Raw genomic sequence first — 21,507 nt, 5'->3', positions numbered from 1 at the left:
CTCCCGCATTTCACTTAGAGTCAGCTTTTCTCTCCGCTTTTTGATATAATAGAAAACATCTTATCTGAAACTAGATTCGGGAGGATCTTATGACCCAAAAAATGATTGCCGTCGACTTGGACGGAACCTTACTTAATGGCGAAAGCAAATTATCGGATTTTACCAAGGATACTATCAAACAAATATCTAAAAAGGGCCACCATGTCGTGATTGCAACAGGTCGCCCTTATCGTATGGCTAAAGATTTTTATGACCAGCTTGAACTTGAAACGCCTATGATCAATTTCAATGGTTCACTCACTCACTTGCCTGGTAAGGTTTGGGAGCATGAAAAATGCCTGACTGTTGATAAAAAGTATCTCTTAGATATGGTTCAACGAAAAGAGGAAATCGAGGCCGACTTTATCGCAGGTGAATACCGTAAAAAGTTTTACATTACAGCTCCAGACAAGGACATTGCCGACCCTAGGCTATTTGGTGTTGAAAACTTCAGACCTGAAAATCAGTTTAATTCTGAACTTGTCACCAAGGATCCTAACTGCATTTTATTGCAGACTCGCGCAAGTGACAAATATGCCCTAGCAGAAGAGATGAATCAGTTTTACAAGCACCAACTCAATATTAACACTTGGGGTGGTCCTTTAAACATCCTCGAATGTACACCCAAAGGAGTTCACAAGGCCTTTGCCCTTGAATATCTTCTCAATGTCATGAATATAGACAAACAGAATTTAATTGCCTTTGGCGACGAACACAATGACCAAGAAATGCTTTCCTTTGCAGGCAAAGGATATGCTATGAAAAATGCTAATCCTGCTCTACTTCCTTTCGCTGACCAACAGTTGCCACTAACCAACGAGGAAGATGGAGTCGCTCACTTTTTACAGGAACACTTCCTTTAACACCATCCGTTCTGTACTTTTTGGGTAGAACTTAACTACCTTAAAAGTATGGAATTTTTTAATCACCAGAAATTGATGGAAGAAAAAGGACTTGAATCTGGTTAATTTAGATTCAAATCCCTACAAATAATGTTTATTTCTTTAACACGATACGGTCTGAAATCTCACGATCCATATCATCAATGATAATCTGGTTTTCTTCTGCTACATAAACCTTGATATCGTCTCCAACAAAGACTCTCTGGTTTTCTGGTTCGAAGGTTACCTTTTTAATTTCCTGATCACTATCAGGCTCTACTTCCGTCCATGTTCCAGTATTTCCAGTAACGACCAAGATAACGGTGTCCCCATCATCTTGTCCCGTATAGGTTCCATCAATATTAGTTACTGAACTAGCTGTTGAACTAGAAGCTGACGTTTCCGATTTCTGACTAGTGCTCGCTTCTGCACTAGTGCTTACTTGAGAGGAAGGAGTTGACTGCGCTTTTGGGGAGCAAGCAGCTAAGAGACTAAGACTTGCCAAAGCAGCAAGAGAAAGTGTGAATTTTTTTAGTGACATAGGATCTCCTTTCTTTTAACAACTATGAAGCAGCATAATACTGCTGAGCCATTTCACCTCTACTATATTAAATAAAGAGAGGGGCGAGGTCAAACATTCACAAGATAGGCACGAACCTCTGATATAAAATAGAGAGAACCCGTCACAAACAGTAAATCTTTCTCCCCTGCAGAAGCTTCAAAGCCATCTATAAAATCTCGATATGAGGAAACTCTATGATAGTCACTCAAGTCTTGGTCCTCCAAGGAACCCTGATAGTCAAAGCTCGTCACATAGAGAGCTGTATCAGGTAAATGTTCTGTCAAATAAGTAAGCATTCCACTATAATTTTTTCTCTTCAAAGCACCAAAAAGGATTTGTGGATGATAGCCTTGCTGGATTTTCTCCTGAATAAATTCAACCAATCGTTCTAAAGCCGGTAGATTATGGGCACCATCTAGATAAATGTGCTCTGTAACAGCTTCTAAACGCCCCGCCCATCTGGTAGTTTTCAAAGCAGCTTGGATGGACTCTTCATTGACCTTTTCACTTCTTTGCGTCATAAACAATAGAAAAGTTTGCAAGGCCAGAGCTGCATTTTCCTCTTGATAGGCTCCTTCCAAACCTAGTTTTAATTGGCTCAAGTCCACTAGAGAAGAAGAAAAATGTCCTTCTTTGAAAGAAAAATCTTTGTCAGCTTGATAGAGAGTCACACCCAAATCTTCTGCAACCTTTTGACAAACAATCTGTGCTTCCGGTGCTAGGTTGGCAATAACGGCTGACTTGCCTGACTTAAAAATCCCTGCCTTCTGTTCAGCAATTTCTGCTAAACTATTACCTAAAGTCTCTTGGTGATCGAGGCCGATCGATGTAATAACTGAAATTTCTCCAGTTACCACATTAGTCGTGTCCAGTAAACCTCCAATACCAACTTCCAGCAAGACCAGATCCACCTTTTGTTCTTTAAAATAAAGCAAAGCAATCAAGGTCAGCAACTCAAAAAAAGATAGCTGATCGTGAGTTTCTAGAAGCCTTTGCTCCATTGCTTTGACTTGATCTGCTAAACGAATAAAATCTACGTCCAATATGGGGTCACCATTAATACAGATGCGATCATGGATGCTAACAATGTGGGGCGAAGTAAAGGTTCCAACCTTTTTGCCATGAGAAACAAAGAGTTCCCTCATAAAAGCAATAGTAGACCCCTTGCCATTAGTTCCTGTCACATGGATAATAGGATAAGTTTTCTCAGTATTCCCCAACAAATCCACCGCTTGTTGCATCCGCCCCAAACCCGATCGGAAATTCAAGCCAATCCGACTATGAAGCCATTCTTCAACTTCAAACATATGTATCTCCTTAATAAAAAAGACGGTGGGACAGAAATCGATTGACGAAGTCTCGATTTCGTAGTCCCAGCCCCGCGAGGCTTCAACAATTCATTTGATTGTTGAAGGTTGCGGATAGAAAAATGAAATTTTTCACCAAAAAAGCTTTTGGGAGTCTAAAAGACGAACAAAAAGTCCAATCAGCTACCGCGTCAAAATTTGGTGGCTAATAAAAAGCGAGGCCGGGATTTTTATCCCAACCTCTTACCTAATTTGCTAGTTCCTAGCTAAATTTTATTTTTAGTGGGGACTAAAAACACCCACCGGACTTACTTGCAGTCTTCATTTTTATCACAAGGGTAAAAATGTTCCTCGGACGTTCCTGCTTTTTCTTATTTCTAGAAGCAGGGCTGATACAGTCTACCAGACTTACTTACGGTCTTTATTTTTAGCGTAAGGCTAAAAACGTCTACTGGACGTTCCAACTCTTCCACTTTCTAGGAGTTGGGGTAAAAATATTCACTGAACATTTTTACTCCTCCATAAAGCTGTTGAAGACTTCTTCAATCATGTTCCATTCATCTTCTGAATCTTCAGGGATTGGTTGCAATTCGCCTTCTGTTCCATCTTCATTTTCGATGAATGAGTAAGCTTGGATTTCAACTTGTCCATCTTCGTCTTCTTCTGCGTTAACTGGTACAAGAAGAACATAGTTTTTACCAAATTCTTCTTTTCCGTCAATGGTCAAAAGGATTTCAAACAAGGTTTCGTTTCCTTGCTCATCTACAAGTGTAATAAGTTCACGTTCTTCGTGATCGTGGTTGTGATTGTGATCGTGTGACATAGTTTCTCCTCTGTCTTAAAATTTTCTATCTAAATAATTTTGCAAAATCAATTGAGCGGCTAATTTATCAATAACTTTTTTACGCTTATTGCGACTAATATCCGCTTGCTCAATCAACATACGCTCTGCAGCGACCGTAGTTAGGCGTTCATCTTGATAATCTACCGGTAAGCCAAAGAGCTCTACCAACTTCTCGCCATATGCCTGGCTAGCTTCCACCCGTGGGCCACTTGTATTGTTCATGTTTTTAGGCAAACCAACAACAAACTGCTCCACTTTATAGGCTTCAACCAATTCTTTGAGACGTTCAAAACCAAACCGACCTTGCTCTTCATTGATTTGGATGATTTCAAGCCCTTGAGCCGTAAACCCAAGTGGATCACTAATCGCTACCCCTACCGTTTTTGAACCAACGTCCAATCCCATAATTCTCATAGATTATAGATCGACTCCTTGTCCTTTAAGGTAGTAGCGGACCAATTCTTCAACGATTTCATCTCGCTCGTACTTACGGATTTGATTTCGTGCATTGTTATAACGAGGAACGTAAGCTGGGTCACCACTAAGAACATAGCCTACAATCTGATTAATAGGGTTATAGCCCTTTTCGTTCAAGGAAGCGTAGACATCTGTCAATGTTTCGCTGATTTCTTTTTTATTGGAATCGTCCAATTTAAAACGTACGGTTTCTTCAGTAAATCCCATTCTAACACCCTCTTTCCTTAGAATAGTACTATTATAGCACATTCACGGTCGTTCTACAAATCACACAGTCTGATTCTGTTGATTTTCTGTGACTTTCTACTTGACTGTTGCCCCATTTGCAACACGATTTGCGATATAGTCCTCTGGTTCGTTTTTCAATAGGTTTTCCAGTCCAACATTCTTCAAATATTCGTTTTCGCTGGCTTTTTTAATATCCATCGTTTGGAAATCATAGCTAGTCTTAGTTTCCATTTCTTTCTCATTTAAAAGAGTCGTTTCAATGGTAAAGCCTGAAATTTTTCGAGCTGCTTGAACAGACTCATCTTTGTCCTCAGCTTCTTTTAGAGCTTTTTTAGCTTCTTCTAGTCCTCGTTCAGAAATATAAGCTTTTAAATCTTCTGATACAGGACGTTTTTGCTGAATGGTCAAGCTTAAAAATTGATTGCCTTTGTAGGTAATGATTTGAGTTTGCTGAGCACCACTCTCATCAGCTGGCAACACCAAGGTCTTGGTCACAACCGTATTCTTGGATGCATTTTCTAATACGGGCAAGGTAGACTGTAGGGCTTCTTGAGAACTCTCAGTAGTTGAAGCTGCTGTTTCTTTTTTCTGACCACATCCAACGAGCAAAAATAGCGTTGCGAATGTTCCAATGACTAACTTTTTCATAAATCCTCACATGTTATCAAATTTAAATATTAGAGAAGGCCAGGAGTCACTCCCAGCCTTGATGTTTTATAGAGCCGCACGTAAACGCGCTTCTGCATTTTCCACATTACGGACAGAGCGTGGCAAAAAGGCACGGATATCATCTTCCTTATAACCAACTTGTAGGCGTTTCTCATCTACAAGAATCGGACTTTTCAAGATACGTGGTGTTTCCATAATTAAGTTGAGCACTTCATTGACACTCAAATCTTCGATATCAACACCAAGGGCCTTTGCATAACGATTTTTCGATGATACGATACTTGCAATTCCATTATCTGTTTTTGTCAAAATATCAAGTAATTCTTCTCTCGTAATTCCTTCCTTACCGAGGTTTTGTTCTTTATAACTTAACTGGTGGGCATTGAGCCAGGTCTTCGCTTTTTTACAGCTAGTACAACTTGAGACTGTATAAATTTTAATCATGTACCTACCCCTTTCGCTACATGTTACTATCAGTTTAGTCTATTATACCATAAAAAACATCGGACTTGCGACCTATTTTAAAAAAATTTTAACTTTTTTGGCAATTTTTGAACTTTTTTCTTGACAAAACACGAACTATAACCATTCTTTATACTTCTTAATATAAAATTTCTTAATAACTGTGACGCTAAACATATACAAGAAAATAATACAGATTAAGAATAAGAAGTAAGGAAGTCCTAACGGTGCCAGACGAAGTATATTTACTAGCGGTCCATAAGGTAGACTGGTTACGAAAAAAGCTGCAATCAGAGTCATAAAAATCACAAGCCAAGCTGGTCTGCTTTGTACAAAAGGAACTTTTGCTGTACGAAGCATATGGATGACCATGGTTTGAGACCACATAGATTCGATGAACCATCCTGTCTGGAATAAGATAATAAACTGAAGGGCAGATTCTGACCCGTGAACATAATGATGGCCTGTTATCATTGGAACAATGATAAAGTAAAGGAAGATAAAGGTCAAAATATCAAAGATAGATGAGATAGGCCCCATCCAAACCATAAATCGGGTAATGGATTTTGCTTCCCATGTATGGGGTTGTTTTAGGAAGTCTTGATCCACATTATCAAACGGCAAGGCTACACAGGACAAATCATAAACTAGATTTAGGACGATTAGATGTACAGGAGCCATTGGTAAAAACGGCAAGAAAATACTCGCAACAAGAAGTGAGAAGATATTCCCAAAGTTTGAACTGACGGTCATCTTAATGTACTTGGTCATGTTAGCGTAGACCTTACGACCTTCAACGATACCAGTTTCAAGAACCATGAGATCCTTGTCTAGCAAAATAACATCTGCTGTTTCCTTAGCGATATCGACTGCTGTATCTACAGAAATACCCACATCTGACACCTTCATAGATGGAGCATCGTTAATACCATCCCCCATATAACCAACACCATGACCATTTCTCTTTAACTGTAGAATGATACGAGCTTTTTGGTCAGGAGACAATTTAGCAAATACTGTCACTCTTTCAACTGCTTCTGCCAATTCTTGATCTGTCATTTTGTCGATATCAGAGCCCAAGAGCATATGCTCAACGTCCAAACCAACCTTTTCACAGATGGCTTGAGTTACTTTTTCATTATCCCCAGTCAAAATTTTTGTTCTGACACCATGCTCAAGTAAAGCCTGAATAGCTGGTGCTGCAGATGGTTTGGGTGGATCCAAGAAGGCAAGGTAACCCGTAAGGATCATATCACTTTCATCATCCACAGCATAGGCATAGTCTTCACGTAAACCTGATTTGTAGCCAACACCTAAGACACGCAAGCCTTGACGGTTTAATTGACCAACTTCTGCCAGTACTTCTTTGCGAATACCTTCCGTAATAGGGATTATTTCTCCACGATATTCCACATGTGTCGAAATGTTCAACATTTCTTCTAAAGCGCCTTTGGTCACCATACTAACAACATTGCTGTCATCTTTGACGATAACACTCATACGTCTGCGCTCAAAGTCAAATGGAAGCTCGTCAATTTTTTGAAAACTGGTATCTAGATTTTGTAGGATAGCGTGTTCTTTGGCTTCTTTTTCAGTTCTACTGATAATGGCACGGTCCATCAAGTTTTTCAAACCGGTTTGGAAATGTGAATTTAGATAAGCTCTTCTTAAGACTGCCATATCCAAATCACCGTGGATATCCAAAGGGTATTCTAAGACAATCTCATCTTGCGTTAGAGTTCCAGTTTTATCTGTACATAGGATATCAATTGCTCCTAAGTCCTGAATGGCATTGAGTTTTTTAATCACGACTTTTTCTTTGGCCATGATAATGGAACCTTTGGCCAAACTAGCTGTGATAATCATTGGAAGCATTTCTGGTGTAAGTCCGACACCGACGCTCAAGGCAAATACTCCAGCCTCTAGCCAGTCTCCATCAGTCAATCCATTTGCGAAAAACACGATTGGAACCATGACAAGCATCAAGCGGATCAAGAGCCAAGAAATGCTGTTCATTTCACGTTCAAAAGAAGTTGGTTCATCGTAAGTGTTGAGAGTCTGTTCAATAGCTCCCATCATGGTGTCATCACCAACAGCTAGAACCATAGCTGTAGCACTTCCTGAGATAACGTTTGTCCCCATGAATGCCAAAGATTCTGCTTCTAAAAGACTCTCTACATTTTGATTAGTAGCTTTATTTAAAGCAAGCTTTTCAACTGCATCACTTTCTCCAGTCAAACCTGACTGTTGAACGAAAAAGTCGCGTGATTCAAATAAGATGACATCTGCTGGAATCATATCTCCAGCACTCAATTTCACGAGATCTCCCACAACCAACTCATCGATTGGTAACTCTTGTTCAAGACCATCACGAATAACAGTTGCTGTATTGACAATCATTTTTGAAAGATTGGTTGTTGCCTTGTCGCTCCGCAATTCTTGGACAAAACGGATACCTCCTGAAATCAAAACCAAGACAACGATAATGATAGAAGTCGTTGGATCTTCTTGACCAGGTTTGGCAAGCCAGACGTTTGTAACGAGAGAGATAAAGGCAATCACCAGCAAAATAATTGTGAAAGGATTGATAATGGACTCATAAATCTTTTTAAAGATGGAATCCTCTTGACCTTTTGTAATGGTGTTTTCACCATATAAGTCACGGTTTTCTTCGACCTGTTCAGAATCTAAGCCCTTTAAACTTGTATGGTAAAAAGCTAGACTCTCTTTAAATGGAGTTTGAATAGCTGCTGCTAGTCTTTCTTTTGTAGTTTTCATTGGTTTCTCCTATCTGTATGAATGGTGATTTCATACACAGAGTCCAATCACTTTATAAGGACAAAACGACACAAATCAGCGATTGGCTGTGTATGTGCGGTTCTGGATGATCGTCAATTTGCATCGTTTTTCTCCTTTCTTTGTTTTAAAATAGCAGAAAGTCCTGCCATAAAATGGCAGGACTAAAAAACTGATTATCTGTTTTCGTTCAAGCTTTAACTCCATAGGGCGATGTAATGAGCTTAGTCTTGACCTTCGCGACCAGGACTGTTGACCAACGAGTAGTGTCTCCACTGCTTTGCGGTAGTCATCCGTATCCCTATGGTAGCCTCACCTACCGTTTTCGCCTTTCAGTATAAACCTTTAACTAGTAAAAGTCAACGATTTATCTCATTTTTCTTAGATTACGATTAATTCTTTTGGAGCAAGGGTTAATAACTCACAACCTGTATCTGTAATCAGGATATCATCTTCGATACGAACCCCGTATTTACCTTCAATATAAATACCAGGTTCATCAGTCAAGACCATACCAGTTTTGATAACTTCTTTAGAAGTTTGGCTAAAGTAAGGTTCTTCGTGAATATCAAGTCCGATGCCGTGCCCGATACCGTGAGTAAAGTATTCTCCATATCCTGCTTCCACAATGATATCACGAGGGATTTTATCAAAATCACGGAAACCTAAGCCATCCTTAGCTTGGTCTATCAGAGCTTGGTTGGCCTTCAAAACGGTGTTGTAGATTTCTGCTTGTTCATCACTGACATGACCTAGGTAAATAGTACGAGTCATATCACTGACATAGTGGTCATAAAGGCACCCAAAATCCATAGTGATTGCTTCACCTAGTTCTACTGGCTTGTGCATTGGGTGGGCGTGAGGTTTAGAAGAGTTGATCCCACTAGCTAGAATCGTGTCAAAAGACAAACCAGCAGCGCCTAATTCACGCATACGGAAGTCCAGGAAGTTGGCAATTTCAATTTCAGTCTTCCCTGGCTTGATAAAGTCAAGGGCATCGTGGAAAGCTTGATCAGAGATAGAACAAGCCTTACGAATAGTCGCAATCTCTGTCTCATCCTTAATCATACGAAGCGCTTCAACAAACTGTGTCTGTGGAACTAGTTCCAAACCTTCAAAAGCGGTTTGCATGCGATGGTAATAAGAAACTGAAATCTCATCTTCAAACCCGATACGAGAAAGACCCATGTCTTTTGCAATCTTTGCGATAGTAGCCAACTCGTCACGCTCTGCAAAAATCTCAAAACCAGTAACTTCTTGCTTGGCAGCGATAATATAGCGGGCATCTGTCACCAAGACTTGACGGTCACGACTGATAAAGACTGTCCCATTTGAACCCCAAAATCCTGTCAAATAATAGACATTTTTAAGGTTGTTGATAATGATTCCATCTAATTCTTTTTCTTGCATTTTATCTAAAAATGCTTGCACACGTTTATTCATGATGTAACTTTCCTTTCAAATACTGTCCTGTATAGCTGGCTTCATTAGCAGCTACTTCTTCTGGTGTTCCTGTTGCGATAATGGTTCCGCCACCGACACCACCTTCTGGTCCTAAGTCGACAATATGGTCTGCTGTTTTGATGACATCCAGATTGTGCTCAATGACGAGAACTGTATTGCCATCATCGACAAAGCGGGACAAAACGGTGAGTAGACGAGCGATGTCCTCAGTATGCAAACCAGTTGTCGGTTCATCTAAAATGTAGAAAGACTTGCCTGTTGAGCGCTTGTGGAGTTCACTAGCCAACTTCATACGCTGGGCCTCTCCTCCAGAAAGTGTCGTAGCTGGTTGTCCCAAGGTCACATATCCTAGACCAACATCTTTGATGGTCTGGAGTTTGCGTTGAATTTTCGGAATGTGTTGGAAAAATTCTACTGCATCGTTGACCGTCATATCCAAGACTTGCGAGATATTCTTTTCCTTGTAGTGAACTTCTAGGGTTTCACTATTGTAACGAGTCCCATGACAGACTTCGCAAGCTACGTAAACATCTGGCAAGAAGTGCATCTCAATCTTGATAATCCCGTCACCCGAGCAGGCCTCACAGCGCCCACCCTTGACATTGAAACTGAAACGCCCCTTCTTATAGCCACGAATCTTGGCTTCATTTGTCTGGGCAAAAAGGTCACGTATATCGTCAAAAACTCCTGTATAAGTCGCAGGATTAGACCTCGGTGTTCGTCCAATTGGACTCTGGTCAATATCTATCAGACGGTCGATATGCTCGATTCCTGTAATAGTCTTAAACTTACCAGGTTTATCTGAATTGCGATTGAGTTTTTGAGCAATGGCTTTTTTGAGAATACTGTTAATGAGTGTCGACTTCCCTGAACCAGAGACACCTGTCACCGCAATGAACTTTCCTAGCGGGAAACGAGCGGTAACATTTTGCAAGTTATTCTCACGCGCTCCTGTCACCTCGATAAAGCGACCATTCCCCACACGGCGCTCTTCTGGTACTGGAATGACACGTTTACCTGACAAGTACTGTCCTGTAATGGATTTGCTATTGCGAGCCACCTGCTTAGGCGTTCCTGCTGCTACAATCTCTCCACCAAAGACACCCGCTCCAGGACCGACGTCAATCAGATAATCAGCTTCTCGCATAGTATCTTCATCGTGTTCTACCACGATCAAGGTGTTCCCCAAGTCACGCATCTTTTTCAGACTGGCAATCAAACGGTCATTGTCCCTCTGGTGAAGACCGATGGACGGCTCATCAAGGATATAGAGAACTCCTGAGAGATTGGAACCAATCTGAGTCGCCAAGCGAATACGTTGACTCTCCCCACCTGATAGAGTTCCTGCCGAGCGGGATAACGTTAAATAGTTAAGGCCCACGTTATTGAGGAAAGTCAAGCGGTCCTTGATTTCCTTCAGGATAGGACGAGCGATAATAGCTTCATTTTCAGATAGGGTTAGCTGGTCAATAACTTCCAAATGGTCTGCGATGGAGAGGTCTGAAATTTCTCCGATATGGAGTCCTTTCTCTCCTCCTACACGAACAGATAAGGCTTGGTCATTGAGACGATAACCGTGACAGGTGCCACAAGTTAGCTCGTTCATATAGAGGCGCATCTGTGTACGAGTGTAGTCGCTATTGGTTTCATGATAGCGACGCTTGATATTTCCAAGCACTCCTTCAAATGGAATGTCGATATCACGAACTCCGCCGAATTCATTCTCATAGTGGAAATGGAATTCTTTCCCATCTGAACCATAGAAGATGAGATGTTTATCCGCCTCAGACAAGTCCTCAAAAGACGTATCCATATCCACTCCAAAAGCTGTCATGGCTTGTTCCAGCATATTTGGATAATAGTTAGAAGAGATCGGATTCCAGGGCGCTAAGGCTCCCTCACGAAGAGTCTTACTAGCATCTGGTACGACTAAGTCCGTATCAACCTCTAGCTTGATTCCCAAACCATCACACTCACTACAGGAGCCAAACGGTGCATTGAAGGAGAAGAGACGGGGTTCTAGCTCTGGAACCGTAAATCCACATACTGGACAAGCATAGTGTTCTGAAAAGAGCAACTCTGAATCATCCATAGTATCAATAACTACATATCCTTCAGCGATACGGAGAGCTGCTTCGATAGAGTCAAAAAGACGACTACGGATACCATCCTTGATGATGATACGGTCCACCACCACATCGATGGTGTGTTGTTTATTCTTTTCAAGTTCAGGAACTTCGGTCACATCATAGACAACCCCATCGACACGGACACGGACGTAACCATCTTTTTGAATCTTTTCAATCAGAGTCTTATGCTGACCCTTTTTCTTACGAATAACAGGAGCCAAAATCTGCAGACGCTGGCGTTCTGGTAATTCCAAGACCTTGTCTACAATCTGTTCGACAGACGAAGCCTTGATAGCCCCATGTCCGTTGATACAGTATGGCGTCCCCACACGCGCATAGAGGAGACGTAGGTAGTCATTGATTTCCGTCGTAGTTCCTACAGTTGAGCGAGGGTTTTTACTAGTCGTTTTCTGGTCAATGGAAATGGCAGGGCTGAGACCATCGATAGAATCCACATCTGGTTTTTCCATATTCCCTAAGAACTGACGAGCGTAGGCTGATAGACTCTCTACATAGCGGCGTTGCCCTTCTGCATAAAGAGTATCAAAGGCAAGACTGGATTTGCCCGAACCCGACAACCCCGTCACCACAACTAGCTTGTCTCGTGGAATTTCCACGTCAATATTTTTTAAATTATGGGCGCGTGCCCCATGGATGACAATCTTATCTTGCATGTTACTTCTTTCTAGTCCATTGTTGCTTTCCATTATACCAAAAAAAGTGAAATTCTATTACCAAAAAAGCCGATTTTGTAGTATAATAGTACGGTGTCAAAAATCACTTAAACACAGAATAGATTAGGAAAGGATAGGAGATATGAAACAAGTCTTTCTCTCAACAACAACTGAATTTAAAGAGATTGATACGCTCCAGCCGGGCACTTGGATCAATCTCGTCAATCCTACCCAGAGCGAATCGATGGAAATTGCTTCTGCTTTTGATATTGATATCGCTGACCTCCGTGCACCACTCGATGCCGAAGAAATGTCTCGTATTACCATTGAAGATGAATACACTCTGATCATCGTAGACGTCCCAATCACAGAGGAAAGAAATAACCAGACCTACTACGTGACTATTCCCTTGGGGATTATCATCACAGAAGAGGCTATCATTACTACTTGCTTAGAGCCTCTACCACTTCTAGATGTCTTTATCAATCGGAGACTTCGAAATTTCTATACCTTTATGCGTTCGCGCTTTATCTTTCAAATCCTCTACCGCAATGCGGAGATTTACCTAACCGCCCTCCGTTCAATCGAACGTAAGAGTGAGCAGATTGAGAGTCAACTTCACAAGTCTACTCGAAATGAAGAATTGATTGAACTCATGGAGTTGGAAAAGACCATCGTCTACTTCAAGGCCTCTCTTAAGACAAACGAGCGCGTGATTAAAAAATTGACCAGTGCGACTAGCAATATCAAGAAATACCTTGAGGATGAAGACTTACTGGAAGACACCTTGATTGAAACGCAACAGGCCATCGAGATGGCGGATATCTATGGAAACGTCCTTCACTCTATGACAGAGACCTTTGCCTCTATCATTTCAAACAACCAGAACAATATCATGAAAACCTTGGCCCTCGTGACCATCGTTATGTCTGTGCCGACCATGATTTTCTCAGCCTACGGAATGAACTTTAAGGATAATGAAATTCCTTTAAACGGAGAACCGCATGCTTTCTGGCTCATCGTCTTTATCGCCTTTGCTATGAGTGTTTCTCTCACTCTTTACCTCATCCATAAAAAATGGTTCTAAACAGGAGTTATTATGTCACAGATTGATTTAAAAGAATTAACCAAGAAAAACCAAGAATTTATCCACATTGCAACCCAACAATTTCTCAAGGACGGAAAAACCGACGCTGAAATCAAGGCCATCCTTGAAGAAGTCATTCCTCATATCCTTGAAGAACAACCAAAAGGTGTAACTGCTCGTTCAATTTACGGAGCACCAACTCACTGGGCTCACAGCTTTAGCGAAAAAGAGCAATACGAGAAAGAACATCCAAAGGAAAACGACGATCCAAAATTGATGATGTTGGATTCAGCCCTTTTCATTACAGGACTGTTTGCAGTAGTTAGTGCCTTGATGAGCTTCTTCTCAAACCAACCAGTGGCTTACGGTTTGGTAACACTCATCAGTGTAGGGGCCTTCGGAGGAGTTGCCTTCTACCTTCTCTACCACTTCATCTACCGCTACTACGGACCAGATACTGACCGTAGCCAACGCCCTCCATTCTGGAAATCACTTTTGGTTATGCTAGCAACCATGTTTGCCTGGGTCTTCATCCTCTTCTTGAGTAACTTCCTTCCACAAGCCATCAACATCAGCTTACCACCTCTTGTTTTGTTGGTCATTGGAGGAGCTCTCCTTGCCCTACGTTTCTACCTCAAAAAACGTTTCAACATTAAGAGCGCAAGTGCAGGACCAGCTAGATATTAAGACAAACAATAAAAGTAGTGTGTTTTGTAGACAGACTACTTTTTTGTAGTTCTAAATCATTTTTTGATTCTTCAAAAAGTAGACACATTGTCTAAAATCGTTTTAATGTAAAGGCTTCCCTTAGAATCCCAAGGTTTTATCCTTGAATTCAAGTTGTTTTTCTGTTATACTAATAAAGTAATAAGGAGAAATATATATGACTAAACAGAGAATTAATCAAATTGTTGGTTCAATTGGTGCCTTTATCGGGATTATTGTATTTATAGCCTACATCCCCCAAATTTTTGCCAATTTACAAGGGAACAAAGCTCAACCATTCCAACCTTTATCAGCAGCAGTCTCTTGCTTAATCTGGGTCATTTATGGATGGACAAAAGAGCCTAAGAAAGACTGGATTCTAATCATTCCAAACTCAGCCGGGGTTATCCTTGGCGGACTGACTTTCCTTACTGCTCTATAAGAATACAACTACTATAAAAAGCAACCACACGATTGGTTGCTTTTTGCTTACTTTCTTGATCTAAAAGCCTTCTTCTGGCTCTAATTCTTGTTGTTCCCCCTCATCTTTTGTGATAAAATAAGCTCAATCTATTTCTAGGAGGATGAGATATGATTTCTACTATTGGTATTATTAGTTTATCTAGTGGCATTATCGGAGAGGACTTTGTCAAACATGAAGTGGACTTGGGTATCCAACGTCTCAAGGACTTAGGACTCAAGCCTATCTTTTTACCTAATTCACTAAAAGGCTTAGACTTTGTAAAAGAACATCCTGAAGCTCGTGCAGAGGATTTGATTCAAGCCTTTTCTGATGATAGTATCGACATGATCCTATGCGCCATCGGTGGAGACGATACCTATCGTTTATTGCCTTATCTTTTTGAAAATGACCAACTACAAAAGGTTATCAAACAAAAAATTTTTCTTGGCTTCTCGGATACAACTATGAACCACCTCATGTTGCATAAACTAGGAATCAAGACTTTTTATGGTCAATCCTTTTTAGCAGACATTTGTGAGTTAGACAAAGAAATGTTGCCATACAGCCTCCACTACTTTAAAGAATTGATTGAGACTGGAAAAATCTCAGAAATCCGCCCTAGCGACCTTTGGTATGAGGAAAGAACTGACTTCAGTCCCAAGGCTCTGGGAACACCTCGTGTCAGCCATGCAAATACAGGTTTTGACTTGTTACAAGGCAATGCTCAGTTTGAGGGAGAAATCCTCGGTGGTTGTCTCGAGTCTCTCTATGATATTTTTGACAACTCTCTACACGCAGACAGCACAGACCTCTGCCAAAAATACAAACTTTTCCCTGACTTGTCAGACTGGGAAGGAAAGATCCTACTGCTAGAAACCAGCGAAGAAAAGCCTAATCCTGAAGACTTCCAAAAGATGTTGTGGACTTTAAAGGAAACTGGTATATTCGAAGTTATCAGTGGACTCTTGGTCGGGAAACCTATGGATGAAACTTTCTATGACGGCTATAAAGAGGCACTATTGGATATCATTGATAGCAATATCCCTATTGTCTATAATCTGAATGTCGGCCACGCAACTCCAAGAGCCATTGTCCCCTTCGGAGTTCACGCCTATGTAGATGCAGAGGAGCAAGTCATTCGCTTTGACTATAACAAAGAAAGCTGAGATGAATTTCTCAGCTTTTTCTCATTATCATTACTGGCATTTTCATCACATACTACCGATAGCTAAAATAATAAAGGAGAGGCTATTGCCTAACATGTGAACAAGTAGGGGATAGTAGATATTCTCCTTTTCTTTCACATAAATAATAGAAAAGGCGAGGCCCCCACCTAGGTATCCGACTGCACCGACCCACTCTGATAAACTTACATTATGCATATGAGTCAGAGCAAAGACAATTCCTACCAGAAGAATGCTTAGCCAACTTGGCAGACTTTTCTGCAAGTGATGCAATAAGAGCTGACGGAAAAAGAGTTCTTCCACCAAAGGTCCAATGATGCAGGCGAAAACCGCTATCAGTAGTGGTTGCTCTTGAAAGGTACTTTGAATATTCGACTGGTTTAGACCTTGTCCGACCAGCCCCAAAAACTGCCTCAACAACTCTGATATAAATCCAAAGGCAACAGTCATCAGAATGAGAAAGAGCCATCCTGTTAAGACGCCAAGGAAGAATTTTCTTTTAGAATTTCTAATCTCATTCCATTGTTGGATTAATCGATCCTTGAACAAGAAAGAGCCGTATAGTGCTAATACTACATAGACTAGATAATTTGCAATGGTAGATGGCATCAGGGAAGCCAACCATCTAACGCCATCAAATACAAAGAGAATTGTATATAGGAGCCCAAAAATCAGAACTCCCTTATATTTTGTAGACTTCATTTAAGCCCCTTCCATTCACAATCATTCTCATGGTCATCAACCAGACCTGCAGCCTGCAGATAGGACAATACAGCGACTGGTCCAGTAAATTTGAAGCCACGTTTTTTGAATTCTTTGGATAATTTTTCAGATAGAGCTGTTTTGGCAGGCGCCTGGCTGTAGTCAGGTACATCATTCACAATCGTCTTCCCACCGACAAAAGACCAAAGATAGGCATCAAAAGTTCCGAATTCTGCCTGAACTTGTAGAAAAGCCTGAGCGTTGGCCCGCGTCGCAAATATCTTGGCACGATTGCGGATGATGGCTGGATTATCCATCAAAGCTTCCAATTCTTCATCAGTCATGTCCGCAACACCTTGAACTTGATAGTCATGAAAAGCTTGACGAAAAGCTTGGCGTTTATTGAGCACCGTTTCCCAAGACAGACCTGCCTGATAGGTCTCCATACAGAGCAACTCAAAAAGAGCCTGGTCATCATGAAGGGCCTGGCCCCACTCTTCATCGTGGTAGGCTACATATAGAGGGTTGTTCATTTTAACCCAGCCACAACGTTTTGGCATAGACTTCTCCTATTTCACCAACATCTTGAGGGCAGACTTGATATAGTTCTCAGCTGTATCTGTCGTTCCTTCAAAGAATTTCTTGATTTTCTTAAGCTCAGTTGCCTTGTAGCCCAAAGCCAACATGGCTTCCATAGCTTCTTCCAGTTCTTGGTTGTCACTGCTAGATGGAGCTGCAGTTTTAGCAGGGAGATCGTCTCCTGCCACAACAACTTTCCCTTCTAAGTCCAACACCATCTGTTGGGCTGTTTTCTTACCGATTTTAGGGAACTTGGTCAAGTAGGTGATGTTCTTAGTCTCAATAGCTTGAACGAGACCTGCATTGTCATCAGCTGCAATGATAGCCAGAGCTGATACAGGACCAATGCCCGACACCGAAATCAAGCTGAGAAAGAGTTTTTTCTCGTCTTCTGAACGGAAACCGTAAAGGAGATGAGCATCTTCGCGAACGACTTGATGCACATAGATTTGCGCTTCTTGATTGACTTGTCCTGAGTAAGCATAAGGATTGGCTACGTGTAAGATGTAGCCGATGCCGTTAGCTTCTAGAACGATGTATTTAGCAGTAATTTTGGTAATGATACCTTTTAGATATTCGTACATAATTTTCCCTTCAATTTATACTCAATGAAAATCAAAGAGTAAACTAGGAAGCTAACCGTAGGCATAACTTAAGTTAGACAAGGTAAGGCTGACGCAGTTTAAAGAGATTTTCGAAGAGTATTAGTATTTGCCTAGCTCTCGGAGGCTCGTATGATTTTCCTGAATGCGACGGAACATCTTTTCCATGTCTGACTTGGTAAAGTGGACCAAAACAGGACGTCCGTGTGGACAGTTATAGGGGTTGTCACATTGAGAGAGTTGGTAGAGGAGTTGTCTAGCCGAGTGGTCATCGATACGGTGGTTAGCCTTGATGGACCGCTTGCAGGACATCATGATCGCTAGCTCTGCTCGGTATTTCTTGATTGAAACTTCCTTGGTCAAAAGGAGCATATCACACATCTCGTAGATCCCTGACTCGATTTCCTCCTCTGCCATCCAAATAGGATGTTCCCGAAGGATGAATTGATTCTCACCATATTCTGCTAGAAAGACTCCCACTTCCTCTAAAAGAGGCATTCTTTCCTTGAGACGAAGGGCATCATCTGCTGGGAATTCAAAGATGTAAGGCACTAGGAGTTGCTGTTGGCTCTGGTCAACATTGCCAATGCTTTCGCGGTACTCTTCGTACTTAACCCGCTCCTGGGCCGCATGCTGGTCTATGATGTAGAGCCCATCTCGCCCTTGAGCAAAGAGATAGGTTCCGTGCATTTGACCGAAAAATTCCAACTCTGGGAAGCTCGAAGATTCTTCTCGTTCCAGCTTGTCATAAGCCTTATCCAAACTAGCCATATCTAACTCTGGATGATCTAGTTGGTCGTAGCTGACCGATTTTCTCTCTGCAAAATGCAGTTTGGCTGGTTTGGTTATCTGGTCCAAGGTTTCCTTAGCAAACAGATTCAAATCCTGTCTTTCTTCTGTCAAATTTACCTGATGGTCTGCTACCTCAGCTTGAGTCGGTCTTGTAGGTTCATTTTTTTCATAGTAAAGCGTATTTTCTCTCAACGGCAAAGTCGTTTGCTCTACTTTTTCACGATTACGAACCGTAGACTTGGCAAGATTTTCCAAGGCGTCTGGAATCAAGGTCTGTTCCTTGAGACTCTTTGCGATAGCTTCTGAAACCAGCGCCATCAGCTCTCTTTCCTTAGAAATCCGCACTTCTTGCTTGGTTGGATGCACATTGACATCAGCTAAGTAAGGGTCAATCTGGATGTGAATAACAGCTAGTGGAAAACGCCCCACCATGAGCTTGCTGCCGTAACCATCTAAAATAGCACGATTGAGCAGGAAGTTTTTGATATAACGGCCATTGATAAAAAGGCTGATATAATTGCGGTTAGCACGTGTCAATTCAGGCAAGGACACAAAGCCTGAAATTTCAAAATCTAAGTCAGAGTTCTCAATTTCAACCATCTTTTTGGCACTGGCTAAACCATAAATTCCAGCAATGGCTTGGCGCAGTTGACCAGTCCCAGCTGTTCGCGTCATCTCCTTGCCATCACTAATCAAGCTGAAAGAAATCTCAGGATGAGCAAGGCCCAGACGGTTGACAATATCGATGATATGAGACAACTCCGCTTGCTGGCTCTTCATATACTTGAGGCGAGCAGGCGTGTTGAAAAAGAGGTCCTCCACACAAACCTTAGTCCCCACAGGACTGGTCGCTGGAATGATTTCCTCAACTTCTCCCCCACGAGCCACTAACTTGGTTCCATGACTGGCACCGTCCACCGCTGTCAAAAGAGTCAAAACACTGACAGATGCGATAGAGGGCAGAGCTTCACCACGAAAACCGAGAGTCCGAATCCGAAAAAGATCCGCTTGATTCTTAATCTTACTGGTCGCATGACGGCGGAGAGCCAACTCGACTTCATCGTGGGCAATCCCGTGACCATTATCTGTTATTTGGATTTTCTTAAGACCAGCTTCTTCAATCTCAACGATAATCTGGCTAGAGCCAGCATCAATGGCGTTTTCAACTAATTCTTTGACAACGCTAGCAGGACGCTCGATAACTTCTCCTGCTGCGATCTGGTTGGCCAAGACTTCTGGTAATTCAATAATATGAGACATCTTTCAGCCCCTTTCTTAACTATTTTTATCTATTTCTCTGAAAATAATACTCTTCAAAAATCTCTTCAAACCACGTCAGTCTCATCTTGCCGTATATGTGTTACTGACTTCGTCAGTTCTATCCACAACCTCAAAACGGTGTTTTGAGCAACCTGCGGCTAGCTTCCTAGTTTGCTCTTTGATTTTCATTGAGTATAAGCTAGTGCTATTATACCATATTTCACTCGTTTCCAAAAAAGTCCGAGTAGCAACTTTCTTCCCGATTTTACTAGGTTATTTGCCAAGTTTGTGGTAAAATAGGTAGAAACAATATTTTAAAAAGGAGAAAAGACACATGCACATTTTTGATGAGCTAAAAGAGCGTGGTTTGATTTTTCAAACGACTGATGAAGAAGCTTTGCGTAAAGCCCTAGAAGAAGGTCAAGTTTCTTATTATACTGGCTACGATCCAACTGCTGACAGCCTTCACCTAGGCCACCTTGTCGCAATCTTGACAAGTCGTCGTTTGCAGTTAGCAGGTCACAAACCTTATGCGCTCGTTGGCGGTGCTACTGGTCTCATCGGAGATCCGTCCTTCAAAGATGCTGAGCGTAGTCTCCAAACAAAAGACACAGTAGATGGCTGGGTCAAGTCTATCCAAGGACAACTTTCTCGCTTTCTTGACTTTGAAAATGGTGAAAATAAAGCTGTCATGGTCAACAACTACGACTGGTTTGGCAGCATCAGCTTCATTGACTTCCTCCGTGATATCGGAAAATACTTCACTGTCAACTACATGATGAGCAAGGAGTCCGTGAAAAAACGGATTGAAACAGGGATTTCTTACACTGAGTTTGCCTACCAAATCATGCAAGGTTACGACTTCTATGTCCTTAACCAAGAGCACAATGTAACCCTCCAAATCGGTGGTTCTGACCAATGGGGAAATATGACTGCTGGTACCGAATTGCTTCGTCGTAAAGCCGACAAGACTGGTCACGTTATCACTGTTCCACTGATTACAGATGCAACTGGTAAGAAATTTGGTAAATCAGAAGGAAACGCAGTTTGGCTCAACCCTGAAAAGACTTCTCCATACGAAATGTACCAATTCTGGATGAATGTTATGGACGCTGATGCTGTTCGCTTCTTGAAGATTTTTACCTTCTTGTCACTGGATGAGATTGAAGACATCCGCAAACAATTCGAAGCAGCACCACACGAACGCTTGGCTCAAAAAGTCTTGGCTCGTGAAGTCGTGACTCTTGTCCACGGAGAAGAAGCCTACAAAGAAGCCCTTAACATCACTGAACAACTCTTTGCTGGAAATATTAAGAACCTTTCAGTTAAAGAACTCAAACAAGGACTTCGTGGAGTGCCAAACTACCAAGTACAGGCAGACGAAAATCACAACATCGTTGAACTTCTCGTATCTTCTGGCGTGGTTAACTCAAAACGCCAAGCCCGTGAAGATGTTCAAAACGGTGCCATCTACGTCAACGGCGACCGCATCCAAGACCTTGACTATGTCTTGAGTGACGCAGATAAGTTAGAGAACGAACTCACTGTTATCCGACGTGGGAAGAAAAAATATTTTGTATTGACTTACTAAACTGTTCAAC

General features: G+C 41.6%; 20 protein-coding genes and 1 riboswitch. Of the genes, 6 read left to right on the top strand and 14 right to left on the bottom strand.

Going from position 1 to position 21,507, the window contains the following annotated elements; all coding sequences use genetic code 11:
* Positions 1-89: 89 nt before the first annotated feature.
* Positions 90-902 (top strand): Cof-type HAD-IIB family hydrolase, encoded by an 813-nt coding sequence (locus tag QM469_RS07505; protein ID WP_153224562.1) that lies wholly within the window; start codon positions 90-92, stop codon positions 900-902.
* A 133-nt stretch (positions 903-1,035) separates the two neighbouring features.
* On the opposite strand, the gene QM469_RS07500 is transcribed toward QM469_RS07505, so the two are convergent.
* The 10 genes from QM469_RS07500 to uvrA form a co-directional block, all read right to left on the bottom strand.
* Positions 1,036-1,461: an SP_0198 family lipoprotein gene (locus QM469_RS07500; RefSeq protein WP_153224563.1), complete on the bottom strand. Its 426-nt coding sequence runs from the start codon at positions 1,459-1,461 to the stop codon at positions 1,036-1,038.
* Positions 1,462-1,550: 89 nt separating this feature from the next.
* Positions 1,551-2,789: a bifunctional folylpolyglutamate synthase/dihydrofolate synthase gene (locus tag QM469_RS07495; RefSeq protein WP_153224564.1), complete on the bottom strand. Its 1,239-nt coding sequence runs from the start codon at positions 2,787-2,789 to the stop codon at positions 1,551-1,553.
* A 511-nt stretch (positions 2,790-3,300) separates the two neighbouring features.
* Positions 3,301-3,612, bottom strand: coding sequence for a DUF1292 domain-containing protein (locus tag QM469_RS07490; protein WP_153224565.1), 312 nt, complete (start codon positions 3,610-3,612; stop codon positions 3,301-3,303).
* 15 nt (positions 3,613-3,627) lie between these two features.
* Positions 3,628-4,047, bottom strand: a complete 420-nt coding sequence (gene ruvX, locus QM469_RS07485; RefSeq protein ID WP_153224566.1) for a Holliday junction resolvase RuvX — start codon at positions 4,045-4,047, stop codon at positions 3,628-3,630.
* A gap of 3 nt (positions 4,048-4,050) precedes the next feature.
* Positions 4,051-4,317 carry an IreB family regulatory phosphoprotein gene (locus QM469_RS07480; protein WP_000507060.1) on the bottom strand — a complete coding sequence of 89 codons (267 nt, stop codon included), beginning with the start codon at positions 4,315-4,317 and terminating at the stop codon, positions 4,051-4,053.
* Positions 4,318-4,413: 96 nt separating this feature from the next.
* Positions 4,414-4,986, bottom strand: coding sequence for an SP0191 family lipoprotein (locus QM469_RS07475; protein ID WP_414276427.1), 573 nt, complete (start codon positions 4,984-4,986; stop codon positions 4,414-4,416).
* Positions 4,987-5,052: 66 nt separating this feature from the next.
* Positions 5,053-5,451 (bottom strand): transcriptional regulator Spx, encoded by a 399-nt coding sequence (gene spx / locus QM469_RS07470; RefSeq protein ID WP_000591165.1) that lies wholly within the window; start codon positions 5,449-5,451, stop codon positions 5,053-5,055.
* A 135-nt stretch (positions 5,452-5,586) separates the two neighbouring features.
* The gene (mgtA, locus tag QM469_RS07465) at positions 5,587-8,247 is read right to left on the bottom strand and encodes a magnesium-translocating P-type ATPase (RefSeq protein ID WP_414276426.1); all 2,661 of its coding nucleotides are present in this window, start codon (positions 8,245-8,247) and stop codon (positions 5,587-5,589) included.
* Between the two features lie 192 nt (positions 8,248-8,439).
* Positions 8,440-8,593, bottom strand: a riboswitch (M-box (ykoK) riboswitch).
* A gap of 53 nt (positions 8,594-8,646) precedes the next feature.
* Entirely contained in the window at positions 8,647-9,708 is a 1,062-nt protein-coding gene (locus QM469_RS07460; protein ID WP_373094592.1) for a M24 family metallopeptidase, read from the bottom strand.
* Entirely contained in the window at positions 9,701-12,532 is a 2,832-nt protein-coding gene (gene uvrA / locus QM469_RS07455) for an excinuclease ABC subunit UvrA (RefSeq protein ID WP_414276425.1), read from the bottom strand. The genes QM469_RS07460 and uvrA overlap by 8 nt, the downstream gene beginning before the upstream one ends.
* 142 nt (positions 12,533-12,674) lie before the next feature.
* On the opposite strand from uvrA, the gene QM469_RS07450 reads away from it, so the two are divergent.
* The 4 genes from QM469_RS07450 (at position 12,675) to QM469_RS07435 (ending at position 15,953) form a co-directional block, all read left to right on the top strand.
* Positions 12,675-13,619, top strand: coding sequence for a magnesium transporter CorA family protein (locus QM469_RS07450; RefSeq protein ID WP_223140287.1), 945 nt, complete (start codon positions 12,675-12,677; stop codon positions 13,617-13,619).
* A gap of 12 nt (positions 13,620-13,631) precedes the next feature.
* Complete coding sequence (locus QM469_RS07445) at positions 13,632-14,306, top strand: DUF1129 domain-containing protein (RefSeq protein ID WP_006146142.1); 675 nt, start codon at positions 13,632-13,634, stop codon at positions 14,304-14,306.
* A 196-nt stretch (positions 14,307-14,502) separates the two neighbouring features.
* The gene (locus QM469_RS07440; protein WP_004250486.1) at positions 14,503-14,766 is read left to right on the top strand and encodes a SemiSWEET family transporter; all 264 of its coding nucleotides are present in this window, start codon (positions 14,503-14,505) and stop codon (positions 14,764-14,766) included.
* 149 nt (positions 14,767-14,915) lie between these two features.
* The gene (locus QM469_RS07435) at positions 14,916-15,953 is read left to right on the top strand and encodes a S66 family peptidase (RefSeq protein WP_414276424.1); all 1,038 of its coding nucleotides are present in this window, start codon (positions 14,916-14,918) and stop codon (positions 15,951-15,953) included.
* Positions 15,954-15,998: 45 nt separating this feature from the next.
* Here the strand turns inward: QM469_RS07435 and QM469_RS07430 are convergent, their stop codons facing one another.
* From QM469_RS07430 to mutL, 4 genes are all read right to left on the bottom strand, one after another.
* Positions 15,999-16,673 carry a lysostaphin resistance A-like protein gene (locus tag QM469_RS07430; RefSeq protein ID WP_414276423.1) on the bottom strand — a complete coding sequence of 225 codons (675 nt, stop codon included), beginning with the start codon at positions 16,671-16,673 and terminating at the stop codon, positions 15,999-16,001.
* Entirely contained in the window at positions 16,670-17,233 is a 564-nt protein-coding gene (locus tag QM469_RS07425; RefSeq protein ID WP_414276422.1) for a DNA-3-methyladenine glycosylase I, read from the bottom strand. The genes QM469_RS07430 and QM469_RS07425 overlap by 4 nt, the downstream gene beginning before the upstream one ends.
* Positions 17,234-17,242: 9 nt before the next feature.
* Complete coding sequence (gene ruvA, locus QM469_RS07420) at positions 17,243-17,836, bottom strand: Holliday junction branch migration protein RuvA (RefSeq protein WP_000273405.1); 594 nt, start codon at positions 17,834-17,836, stop codon at positions 17,243-17,245.
* A gap of 120 nt (positions 17,837-17,956) precedes the next feature.
* Entirely contained in the window at positions 17,957-19,906 is a 1,950-nt protein-coding gene (gene mutL / locus QM469_RS07415) for a DNA mismatch repair endonuclease MutL (RefSeq protein ID WP_414276421.1), read from the bottom strand.
* A 334-nt stretch (positions 19,907-20,240) separates the two neighbouring features.
* Between mutL and tyrS the strand changes: the two genes are divergently transcribed.
* On the top strand, positions 20,241-21,497 hold the full coding sequence (gene tyrS, locus QM469_RS07410; RefSeq protein ID WP_075227902.1) for a tyrosine--tRNA ligase: 1,257 nt from the start codon (positions 20,241-20,243) through the stop codon (positions 21,495-21,497).
* Positions 21,498-21,507 lie beyond the last annotated feature (10 nt).

Source organism: Streptococcus infantis, from assembly GCF_047464215.1.
In the GTDB taxonomy this organism is placed as follows: Bacteria; Bacillota; Bacilli; order Lactobacillales; family Streptococcaceae; genus Streptococcus; species Streptococcus infantis_P.
The sequence above is the reverse complement of the archived record's forward strand: the minus strand, read 5'-3'. Positions and strand labels throughout refer to the sequence as shown.